The following is a 10,712-nucleotide window of genomic DNA, read 5'->3' as shown; positions in this document are numbered from 1 at the left end:
AACTTGGACATATCCAACGTGGTGGTTCACCAACTGCGCGTGACCGTGTCCTTGCTTCACGTTTGGGTGCACATGCTGTTAAGTTGTTGAAAGCTGGTATCGGTGGTGTAGCTGTTGGTATCCGCAATGAACAAATGGTGGAAAACCCAATTCTTGGTAGTGCAGAAGAAGGTGCTCTCTTCAGCTTGACTGAAGACGGCAAAATCAAGGTGAACAACCCTCACAAGGCTGACTTGAACCTTGCAGAGTTGAACCGTAGCTTATCTTCTATCTAATAGTTATTTGTTAAAATTTGTCTAAATAGACAGTGTATTTTAAAAGGAGTCACAAAAATCATGAACAAACGTGTAAAAATCGTTGCAACCTTAGGTCCTGCGGTAGAAATCCGTGGTGGTAAAAAATTTGGTGATGATGGATATTGGGGTGAAAAACTTGATGTTGAAGCTTCAGCACAAAACATTGCTCAATTGATTGAAGCAGGAGCTAACACTTTCCGTTTCAACTTCTCACACGGTGACCACCAAGAACAAGGTGACCGTATGGCAACCGTTAAACGTGCAGAAGAAATCGCTGGTAAAAAAGTTGGTTTCCTTCTTGATACAAAAGGTCCAGAAATCCGTACAGAGTTGTTCGAAGGCGATGCTAAAGAGTACTCATACAAGACTGGTGAAAAAATCCGTGTTGCAACTAAACAAGGAATCAAATCAACTCGTGAAGTGATTGCTTTGAACGTTGCTGGTGGTCTTGATATCTACGATGATGTTGAAGTTGGTCATCAAGTCTTGGTTGACGATGGTAAATTAGGTCTTCGTATTTTCGCTAAAGACGATGATACTCGTGAATTTGAAGTGGTTGTTGAAAATGACGGTATTATTGCTAAGCAGAAAGGTGTGAATATCCCTAATACGAAGATTCCTTTCCCAGCTCTTGCTGAACGCGATAACGACGATATCCGCTTCGGTTTGGAACAAGGTATCAACTTCATCGCGATCTCATTCGTACGTACTGCGAAAGACGTGAACGAAGTTCGTGCAATCTGTGAAGAAACTGGTAACGGTCACGTTCAATTGTTTGCGAAGATCGAAAACCAACAAGGTATCGATAACTTGGATGAAATCATTGAAGCTGCTGACGGTATCATGATCGCTCGTGGTGACATGGGTATCGAAGTACCATTCGAAATGGTTCCAGTATACCAAAAAATGATCATCACAAAAGTGAACGCTGCTGGTAAAGTTGTTATCACTGCAACAAACATGCTTGAAACAATGACTGAAAAACCACGTGCAACTCGTTCAGAAGTATCAGACGTATTTAACGCTGTTATCGACGGAACTGACGCGACTATGCTTTCAGGTGAGTCTGCAAACGGTAAATACCCACTTGAGTCAGTAACAACAATGGCTACAATTGACAAGAATGCACAAACTCTTCTTAACGAATACGGACGTTTGAACTCAGATACTTTCGAACGTAACTCTAAGACAGAAGTTATGGCATCAGCTGTTAAAGATGCAACAAACTCAATGGATATCAAATTGGTCGTTACTCTTACTAAGACTGGTCACACTGCACGTTTGATTTCTAAATACCGTCCAAATGCTGATATCTTGGCATTGACATTTGATGAATTGACTGAACGTGGATTGATGTTGAACTGGGGTGTTATCCCAATGTTGACAGATGCTCCATCATCAACTGACGATATGTTCGAAATCGCAGAACGTAAAGCAGTAGAAGCAGGTCTTGTACAATCTGGTGACGATATCGTTATCGTTGCAGGTGTGCCACTTGGTGAAGCTGTTCGTACAAACACTATGCGTATCCGTACAGTACGTTAATCTAACTAACAAACCTTGTTCTCTAAGTGTAAAATCTTGGAGACAAGGTTTTTTTCGTCCAAGTTTCTGACGATTTAGGAATGTGGGCCTTTTTTATTGTCTAATAAAATGGTATAATGGAAGGAACTGAAAGGGGGGATAGGAATGTCAAAAAGGGATTTGATTCGGAATATTATCATCATTGGAATATTGGGCTTGGTACTCATTACTTTGCGCCTATTTGTTTTTCAACCATTGTGGGTATCTGATCAAATGGCCAATGCCTCCGTTAAGAAAGATGATTTAGTATTAGCGACTAAGAAGGGAAAAATTGATCGGACAGATTTGGTCCTCTACCATGTAAAAGAGAAACAATATCTTGGACGTGTCATTGCTATAGAGAGCGATGAGGTCAGCTATGTGGATGATGTCTTTTATTTGAATGGTGTAGCTACAGAAGAGCCGTATTTGGATAAAATGAAGACCAAACATTTGGCGGCCCCAAGTGGCGATTATTATACAAATGATTTTTTCTCTAGAGAACTTAAGGGAACCAAGGCTGGAAAAGTACCAAGTAATAGTTATTTAGTCTTAAATGATGATCGCAACAATACTAAAGATAGTCGTGAATTTGGTTATATTCAAGAAGATCAGATTGAAGGGGTAGTTGATTTCCGCTTGTATCCTTTAAATAAATTCGGCTTTATTAAAATCGAAGAATAGTCCATAAGGACTATTTTTTCTTACAAAAAAACTACTGCAGAATATGTGAACTGCAGTAGTTTTTTATCTTTGTTCCTCCCAGTTAGAGGGCCCTAGTTTTCCTTTTTACTGGTAATTTGATGAAAGACCTTTTGCCAATGTTCATGGCGACGCCAGAGACTGGTATGGATCTGGTTATTTAATTCATAGCGAATCAGCTTAGTCTTTTGACTGATGGATTCGATCTCGAAATTCTTAAAGGGAATCTGATTCTCTTCCTGCAAACGGACCAGGTCCTCCTTGTGGCTTTCTTGGCCAAACTCATCGATGAGGGTGAAGTTGTCTGCTAGGAGAGTTGAATATTCTTGCTGAGCTTGCAAGCGCTCTTCGTAGGTTCTTAGTTTGAGAAGGACATTGTCCAAAATCTCATCTTCTGGGATGGAACTTGGTTCCACATGGACATCAATGTCAAAGACTCCAAATTTTTCCTTGAGAAGGCGCTCGACCTCTTCGGTAATGGCATGGCTCTCATAAACAGAAAGGTCTGGATTCATTTCGATGACGACATCTAGGTAGATATTGCTTCCGTAGGTCCGTCCCCGTTGGGATTTGACCCGGCTGACCTTTGGCAATTCTAGAATAGCAGCCTTGTATTTATCCAGAAGACTTTCATCAAATCCATCTGAGAGGCTGAAGGAGGATTCAATGAAAATATCGTAGGCTGTTTTTAGAATAAAGAAGGTAATAACGATGGCCACTAATTGGTCCACAATCGGATAGTTAAGAGCACTAGCTCCAATCGCAACAGAGGTTCCTAAAGAAGTGACTACGTCAGACAGGTTGTCTTTAGCGGCAGCATTGAGGGCCTTGGATTGGGCTTTCTTAGCTAAGGCGCGGTTATACAGATAGACTGCAAACATGACTAGGGCTGACCCAACTCCGACAATGGCCCCTAAAGGATCAATGACAGATGTTTCCCTGCTGAGGATTTTTTGAACCGTATCTCGTAAGACATCAAAGCCCACATAAAACATGATGATGGAAGTCACCAGACTAGCTAGATCTTCAATCTTCCAATGACCGAATCGGTGGTCGCGGTCAGCTGGCTGGCGGGCCATGCGAATGCCAATGAGAAGGGCGACATTGCTGATAATATCTGATAAGTTATTAAAACCATCGGCAACCAAACTAGAGGAGTGAAGGAGGTGGCCTGTTGCTAATTTGGCAGCGGAAAGGATCAGGTAGGCTACAATACTGATCAGGGCTCCACGTTCGGCTAGTTTTAAATTGCTTTGTGATTGATTCACTGATAACTCCTCCAGACTTCTGTAGATTTCCTCATAAGCGGTTGTTGAAGAGGGAAAATTCGTTCTTCTTAAGGCTTTATTATAGCCTTTTTGAGGGCAAAATTCAAATGAAGCCGACCATTTTCCAAAGGTGCAAGGGCGAAATTGTGGTATAATAGAACGATTGAAAGAATGAGGAGAATGAGATGAATCCTTTATTGAAAGGTATGAATGATCGCCAGGCAGAGGCGGTCCAAACGACAGAAGGCCCCCTCTTGATCATGGCGGGGGCTGGTTCTGGTAAGACACGTGTCTTGACCCATCGGATTGCTTACTTGATCGATGAAAAAATGGTTAATCCTTGGAATATTTTGGCCATTACCTTTACCAATAAGGCTGCTCGCGAGATGAAGGAGCGGGCTTACCAGTTGAATCCGGCGACCCAAGATTGCTTGATCGCGACCTTCCACTCCATGTGTGTCCGCATCCTTCGTCGAGATGCGGATCACATTGGCTACAATCGTAACTTTACCATTGTCGATCCAGGTGAGCAACGGACCTTGATGAAGCGGATCTTGAAGTCTTTGAATTTGGATCCGAAGAAATGGAATGAACGAACCATTTTGGGGACCATTTCCAATGCCAAGAATGACCTGATTGATGAAGTGGCCTATGCCGCCCAAGCGGGGGACATGTACACCCAGATCGTCGCCAAGTGCTATGAGGCTTACCAAAAGGAATTGCGTCAGTCAGAAGCAGTGGACTTTGATGATTTGATCATGCTGACCTTGCGTCTTTTTGATCAGCATCCTGATGTGCTGACCTATTACCAGCAGAAGTTCCAATACATTCATGTGGATGAGTACCAAGATACCAACCATGCCCAATACCAATTGGTCAAACTCTTGGCTTCCCGTTTTAAAAATATCTGTGTGGTTGGAGATGCTGACCAGTCTATTTATGGCTGGCGGGGAGCGGACATGCAAAATATCCTGGATTTCGAAAAGGATTATCCTGATGCCAAGGTCGTTTTGTTAGAGGAAAATTATCGCTCCACTAAAACCATCCTACAAGCAGCCAACGATGTGATCAAAAATAATCGGAACCGCCGTCCCAAGAATCTCTGGACCCAAAATGCTGACGGCGAAGAAATTGTCTATTACCGGGCCAATGATGAGCAGGATGAAGCGGTCTTTGTTGCCAAAACCATTGAAGAGCTCAGTCGGAAAGCTGGCTACAAGCACCGTGATTTTGCGGTTCTCTACCGGACCAATGCCCAATCCCGGACCATTGAAGAAGCACTGCTCAAGTCCAATATTCCCTATACCATGGTAGGTGGTACCAAGTTCTACAGCCGGAAGGAAATTCGAGATGTCATTGCTTATCTGAACTTGATTGCCAACCTCAGTGACAATATCAGTTTTGAGCGGATTATCAATGAACCTAAGCGGGGAATCGGACCGGGTACGGTGGAGAAGATTCGTGATTTTGCTCAAATGCAAGGCTCCTCCCTCCTGGATGCTTCAGCCAATATCATGCTCTCTGGCATTAAAGGAAAAGCAGCCCAAGCTATCTGGGACTTTGCAAATCTCATTCTTGATTTGAGAGAAAAATTGGACCAGCTGACCATTACAGAATTGGTCGAAGAAGTCCTTGACAAGACAGGCTATATGACTGCCCTAACCAATCAGGGAAATTTGGAAAGTCAAGCCCGCATCGAGAATATCCAAGAGTTCCTGTCTGTTACCAAGAATTTTGATGAAAATGGCGAGTCTGTTGAAGACGAATCAGGTGTGGATACCTTAAGTCGTTTCTTGAATGACTTGGCTTTGATTGCCGATACAGATGATGGGGCACAAGAGACTTCTGAAGTGACCTTGATGACCCTTCACGCGGCTAAAGGACTGGAGTTCCCAGTGGTCTTCTTGATTGGGATGGAAGAAAACGTCTTTCCTCTTAGTCGAGCAGCAGAGGATCCAGATGAGTTGGAAGAAGAACGTCGTCTGGCTTATGTAGGAATCACGCGGGCTGAGAAGGTTCTCTTCCTGACCAATGCCAATTCTCGTTTGCTCTTTGGACGGACCAGCTACAACCGTCCGACGCGCTTTATCAATGAGATTAGCTCAGATTTATTGACCTACCAAGGCTTAGCGCGTCCGGCTAACACGAGCTTTAAGGCTTCTTATAGTAATGGTGGCGGAACGACCTTTGGAAAAGGAATGAGCCTGTCACAAGCCCTTCAAGAGCGCAAGAGACAAGCAGCCCCAAGTGCCCTCACGTCCTCAAGCCTCCCCTTTGGCAATAGTAGCCAAGCTGGTGCTAAAGAAAGTGTCGCTTGGTCCATTGGCGACATTGCTGTTCACAAGAAGTGGGGAGAAGGAACCGTCCTTGAAGTCTCAGGTAGTGGCAATACCCAAGAGCTTAAGATTAACTTCCCAGAAGTGGGTCTCAAGAAACTCTTGGCCAGCGTCGCTCCGATTGAGAAAAAATAAACGGAAACCAGTAAGCCTAGTGTATTATTTCAGAACATAAACAAGCAATATCTCCTCAAGGATCTAATTGCTTACTGCATGAAAAAGTTGCAAGAAAAGAAATTTTGGAAATAGTGCGGAATAGATTGAGACTTTTCGCCGTGAGGAAAGCGCCAGAAACACATAAGTTTCTGGTGCTCGGTATATTTGAGACGTGAGGCTCAAATATAAGGTATGGAATCCCAAAGGGAGTCGCTACCGTCCGTCCTCACCTAAGAAAAGTCTCCAATAGAGGAATGAATACTCGGTTAAAACCAGCAGGCCTAGCTTGCTGGTTTTGATTTTACTACTAGCATGATATAATATACTAAGAATAGAGAAAGAGGCATGCTATGAACGAAATCAAGTGCCCCAACTGTGGGGAAGTATTTACAGTCAATGAAAGTCAATACAGCGAGCTCTTGTCCCAAGTGAGGACGGCGGAGTTTGACAAGGAAATTCATGAGCGGATTCGGCAGGAGTTGGCTTTGGCAGAGCAAAAGGCCCTCAATGAGCAACAAGAGAAGTTAGCAAAAAAGGACCAAGAAATTGCCCAGTTACAAAACCAGATTCAACAGTTTGATACTGAAAAAGAATTGGCTAAAAAAGAGGTGGAGCAAACTGCTAGCCAAAGTCTGCTAGAGAAAGAAAAAGAGGTTCAGGCACTGGAGAATCAATTAGCCACCTTGCGCTTGGAGCATGAAAACCAACTACAAAAGACTTTATCTGACTTAGAAAAAGAACGTGACCAGGTCAAAAATCAGCTCCTTTTACAAGAAAAGGAAAACGAACTTTCTCTGACTTCAGTTAAACAAAACTATGAGGCCCAGCTTAAGGCGGCTAATGAGCAGGTTGAGTTCTATAAGAACTTCAAGGCCCAACAATCAACCAAGGCCATCGGAGAAAGTCTGGAGCAGTATGCGGAGAGTGAGTTCAATAAGGTTCGCAGTTTTGCCTTCCCAAATGCCTACTTTGAAAAGGATAATAAGATTTCTGCACGTGGGTCTAAAGGGGACTTTATCTTCCGTGACTTTGATGAAAATGGGCTAGAATTCATTTCCATCATGTTTGAGATGAAAAATGAAGCCGACGGGACAGAGAAGAAGCATAAGAATGCTGATTTTTATAAGGAATTGGACAAGGACCGTCGAGAAAAGAACTGTGAATATGCTGTTTTGGTCAGTATGCTTGAAGCAGATAACGACTATTTCAACACAGGGATTGTCGATGTCAGCCACGAGTATGAGAAGATGTATGTGGTCCGTCCTCAGTTCTTTATCCAGTTGATTGGTCTCTTACGCAATGCTGCCCTCAACTCTCTAAAATACAAGCAGGAACTAGCACTAATCCGTGAGCAAAATATTGACATCACTCATTTTGAGGAAGACTTGGATGCTTTCAAGGTTGCCTTTGCCAAGAACTACAATTCGGCTTCTGTCAACTTCGGCAAGGCCATTGATGAAATCGACAAGGCCATTAAACGCATGGAAGAGGTCAAAAAATTCCTCACCACATCTGAAAATCAACTTCGCCTTGCTAACAACAAATTGGATGATGTTTCCGTTAAAAAATTGACTCGGAAGAATCCGACTATGAAAGCCAAGTTTGATGCCTTGAAGGAAGACTAGGAGGCTCCAATGCAGATACGAAAAGCAACCATGAAGGATGCTGAATCCTTACTGTCTCTATACGAAGACTTGGGCTATCCAACGACTGCTTCTAAGCTGTCTCGTCGTTTAGAAATGATTCTCTCTCAGCCACATTATGGCCTTCTTCTAGCTGAAAGAAACGGAGAAATTTTAGGTTTCTTAGGTTATGCAAAGCTCTTCTTTTTTGAAGCAGATGGATCTTACTATCGTATTTTAGCTTTGTCGGTTGCAAAAGAAACAAGACGACAAGGAATTGCTAGTAGGCTAATCGATGAATTGAAAAAACAAGCGGTAAAAGAAGGAGTTAATGCACTGGCTCTAAATAGTGGATTAACTGCTGAACGAAATGCTGCACATCAGTTTTATCAGGCGGTTGGATTTGAAAAAGTGACTGCCGGCTTTGTTCTGCATTTAAAAAGTTAACATGAATAAACATGATAAAATAGTAAGGGAAACGAAGTAATGTCTTCAACAAAAGGGAAAAACTTATATTTTAACGATAAGAGCATGGACTATGTAACATTTGGAAAAGGAAAGCAGCCCCTAGTGATCATACCAGGCTTAGGGGATGGGTTGCAGACAGTCAAAGGAAAGGCCCAGCTCTTTTCCCTCTCTTATCGTTTACTTGCTAAGAGATATAAAGTTTATGTTTTTTCTCGAATCAACGAGTTGAGGCAGGGTTATACGACACGGGATATGGCAGCAGATGTAGCAGAAGCAATGGAGACACTAAACCTAGATGCTGCCTATGTTATGGGGATTTCACAAGGTGGAATGATTGCCCAATGGTTGGCAGTTGATTTTCCTGAAAATGTTCAAAAGCTCATCCTAGCCGTGACAACAGCTAAACCGAGTCAACTTGCTAGAGAACGAATTGAGCATTGGCAAAAAATTAGTCAATCCGGAAATTTTAGAGACCTCATGCTGGATATCGCCTATCATTCTTATACGCAAAAGAGCTATCGAAGGTGGCGCTTTCTTTCTGACATTATGGGTCGTTTGGGGCGAATCAAAGATGAGAAACGAATTGCTATTCAGTCTCAGTCTTGCCTGGACCACGATAGTCTTGAGGTTTTAAAAGAAATTCAATGCCCGACCTTGGTCCTTGGTGCGCTTGAAGATGATGTGATCGGTGTGAAGGGATCTAAAGAACTGGCAAAAGGGATTTTGGGTTGTCAGCTCCTTATTCTTAAGCATTCTGGTCATGCTCTGTATGAAGAAAATAAGTTATTTCAAGAGATTGTTTGTGGATTTTTACACTAAAAAAACGCTGGAAAATTTTTCCAGCGTTTTATGTTAGTTAAATCGCAAAGAGATCGTTTAGGTTTTCTGCCATAGTTGGGTGGGTAAAGATTTGCTTCGCAATGTAAGTATAAGGGATCTTGTTGTCCATGGCCATGGTGATCAGGTTGATGAGTTCGCCTGCAGCTTCTCCGAAGAGAGTGACCCCAAGAATTTCCTTGGTTTCTGGATTGACTACGGCTTTGAAAGCACCTCGAAGGTCTGCATTGACATGGCCACGTGGCATGGCAGCAACTGGTAATTCTTTGACAGCCACTGGAAGTCCTTTGTCGCGTGCTTCTTGCTCAGTTAAGCCGACTTGCGCCAATGGAGGATCAATGAAGAGTGTTGTCGCATAGTTTCCGCGTGTTTCGAGATTGTAGCTACCATCGCCTGTGAGGTAGTTGAAGACGATGCGGAAGTCATCGAGGGACATATAGGTGAACTGAGGACCGCCATTGACATCCCCAACTGCAAAGACACCAGGGACGCTGGTTTCCAAATGACGGTTGACTTGAATCGCTCCACGATCAGTGACTTGGATGTCTGTGTTCTCAAGACCAAGACCAGCTGTATTTGGCTTACGTCCTGTTGCGTAGAGGAGGATATCGAATTCGAAATCTCCTTTATCGGTTACAAGGGTTAAGCTAGCTTCACTATCTTTGATTTCTTGGGTATGAACGCCTTGCAAGAATTGAATGCCATCTTCTTCAAGGTAGCCTTTTGCAAGAGCTGCAATGCTTGGCTCAATCCGTGGCAAGAATGCTTCAGAAGCATCCAGTACTGTTACTTGGCTACCCAAGGTATTGTAGAGATGGGCAAATTCCAATCCGATTGGTCCACCGCCAAGAACACCCAGGCGTTTTGGCAGATTTTCCAAACGTTGAATACCGGTTGAATCCACAGCGAATTTGCTTTCAGCTAGTCCCGGGATTGGAAGGATAGTTGGCACTGCACCAGTATTGATAATAATGGTTTCTGCTGTCAATTCTTCCTTTTCCTCACCGGCTTGAATTTCGATGACCTTGTTGGAAACGAAACGAGCTGTTGCATCGATAATGTCTACACCAGTTCCAGCAATAGTTGCGTAGTTCTTGCCGTTGAGACGAGTGGTGACCGCATTCTTTTCGCTCATGGCTTGTTCAAAATCCAAGCCTTTTTCCGCTGCGACAATCAAGGTCTTGGTTGGGATACAAGCGATATTGATACAAGTACCACCATACATAGACTTGCTCTTTTCAATTAGAGCGACTTTTTTCCCTTGGCTTGATAATTTCGCTGCGAGTGTTTTACCAGCTTTACCAAATCCAATAACAATAACATCATACGTTAACATATGTTACACCTTCTTTCGTTTTCTATTGTATCAAACCCATTTTAAAAAGTCTGAAATCTGCTACGGGATTTTTAGGAGCTCATGGGAATGGGGAATCAGGGACAAGGAGATCCTTTTCATGGTATAAT

9 protein-coding genes are annotated in these 10,712 nt (G+C 43.1%); 7 read left to right on the top strand and 2 right to left on the bottom strand.

Translation table 11 applies throughout. The features are described from left to right. The 3 genes from ACLOR3_RS05350 to lepB form a co-directional block, all read left to right on the top strand. Positions 1-275 (top strand): 6-phosphofructokinase (locus ACLOR3_RS05350; protein WP_412037052.1); only part of this gene is annotated, 275 nt, incomplete at its 5' end. A 60-nt stretch (positions 276-335) separates the two neighbouring features. Beyond that, positions 336-1,841 carry a pyruvate kinase gene (pyk, locus tag ACLOR3_RS05345; RefSeq protein ID WP_023022804.1) on the top strand — a complete coding sequence of 502 codons (1,506 nt, stop codon included), beginning with the start codon at positions 336-338 and terminating at the stop codon, positions 1,839-1,841. 144 nt (positions 1,842-1,985) lie between these two features. Beyond that, positions 1,986-2,543 (top strand): signal peptidase I, encoded by a 558-nt coding sequence (gene lepB, locus ACLOR3_RS05340; RefSeq protein ID WP_117744077.1) that lies wholly within the window; start codon positions 1,986-1,988, stop codon positions 2,541-2,543. Between the two features lie 92 nt (positions 2,544-2,635). Here the strand turns inward: lepB and ACLOR3_RS05335 are convergent, their stop codons facing one another. Continuing rightward, the gene (locus ACLOR3_RS05335) at positions 2,636-3,829 is read right to left on the bottom strand and encodes a cation diffusion facilitator family transporter (RefSeq protein WP_411400445.1); all 1,194 of its coding nucleotides are present in this window, start codon (positions 3,827-3,829) and stop codon (positions 2,636-2,638) included. 185 nt (positions 3,830-4,014) lie between these two features. Between ACLOR3_RS05335 and pcrA the strand changes: the two genes are divergently transcribed. The 4 genes from pcrA to ACLOR3_RS05315 all read left to right on the top strand — a co-directional run bounded on the left by pcrA (position 4,015) and on the right by ACLOR3_RS05315 (position 9,230). After that, positions 4,015-6,300, top strand: coding sequence for a DNA helicase PcrA (gene pcrA / locus ACLOR3_RS05330; RefSeq protein WP_023022810.1), 2,286 nt, complete (start codon positions 4,015-4,017; stop codon positions 6,298-6,300). A 371-nt stretch (positions 6,301-6,671) separates the two neighbouring features. After that, complete coding sequence (locus ACLOR3_RS05325) at positions 6,672-7,946, top strand: DUF2130 domain-containing protein (RefSeq protein ID WP_023022812.1); 1,275 nt, start codon at positions 6,672-6,674, stop codon at positions 7,944-7,946. A 9-nt stretch (positions 7,947-7,955) separates the two neighbouring features. Then, the gene (locus tag ACLOR3_RS05320; protein ID WP_023022814.1) at positions 7,956-8,390 is read left to right on the top strand and encodes a GNAT family N-acetyltransferase; all 435 of its coding nucleotides are present in this window, start codon (positions 7,956-7,958) and stop codon (positions 8,388-8,390) included. A 39-nt stretch (positions 8,391-8,429) separates the two neighbouring features. Beyond that, positions 8,430-9,230 carry an alpha/beta fold hydrolase gene (locus tag ACLOR3_RS05315; protein ID WP_023022817.1) on the top strand — a complete coding sequence of 267 codons (801 nt, stop codon included), beginning with the start codon at positions 8,430-8,432 and terminating at the stop codon, positions 9,228-9,230. A gap of 37 nt (positions 9,231-9,267) precedes the next feature. Here the strand turns inward: ACLOR3_RS05315 and ACLOR3_RS05310 are convergent, their stop codons facing one another. After that, positions 9,268-10,584, bottom strand: coding sequence for an FAD-containing oxidoreductase (locus ACLOR3_RS05310; protein ID WP_023022819.1), 1,317 nt, complete (start codon positions 10,582-10,584; stop codon positions 9,268-9,270). Positions 10,585-10,712: the final 128 nt, after the last annotated feature.

Origin of the sequence: Streptococcus intestinihominis, assembly GCF_046824975.1 — a bacterium.
Taxonomy (GTDB): domain Bacteria; phylum Bacillota; class Bacilli; order Lactobacillales; family Streptococcaceae; genus Streptococcus.
The sequence above is the reverse complement of the archived record's forward strand: the minus strand, read 5'-3'. Positions and strand labels throughout refer to the sequence as shown.

Excerpts from the sequence above, each read along its gene's own strand:
- pyk (WP_023022804.1), top strand. The coding sequence starts at position 336 with ATGAACAAACGTGTAAAAATCGTTGCAACCTTAGGTCCTGCGGTAGAA.
- lepB (WP_117744077.1), top strand. The coding sequence starts at position 1,986 with ATGTCAAAAAGGGATTTGATTCGGAATATTATCATCATTGGAATATTG.
- pcrA (WP_023022810.1), top strand. The coding sequence starts at position 4,015 with ATGAATCCTTTATTGAAAGGTATGAATGATCGCCAGGCAGAGGCGGTC.
- ACLOR3_RS05325 (WP_023022812.1), top strand. The coding sequence starts at position 6,672 with ATGAACGAAATCAAGTGCCCCAACTGTGGGGAAGTATTTACAGTCAAT.
- ACLOR3_RS05320 (WP_023022814.1), top strand. The coding sequence starts at position 7,956 with ATGCAGATACGAAAAGCAACCATGAAGGATGCTGAATCCTTACTGTCT.
- ACLOR3_RS05315 (WP_023022817.1), top strand. The coding sequence starts at position 8,430 with ATGTCTTCAACAAAAGGGAAAAACTTATATTTTAACGATAAGAGCATG.
- ACLOR3_RS05310 (WP_023022819.1), bottom strand. The coding sequence starts at position 10,584 with ATGTTAACGTATGATGTTATTGTTATTGGATTTGGTAAAGCTGGTAAA.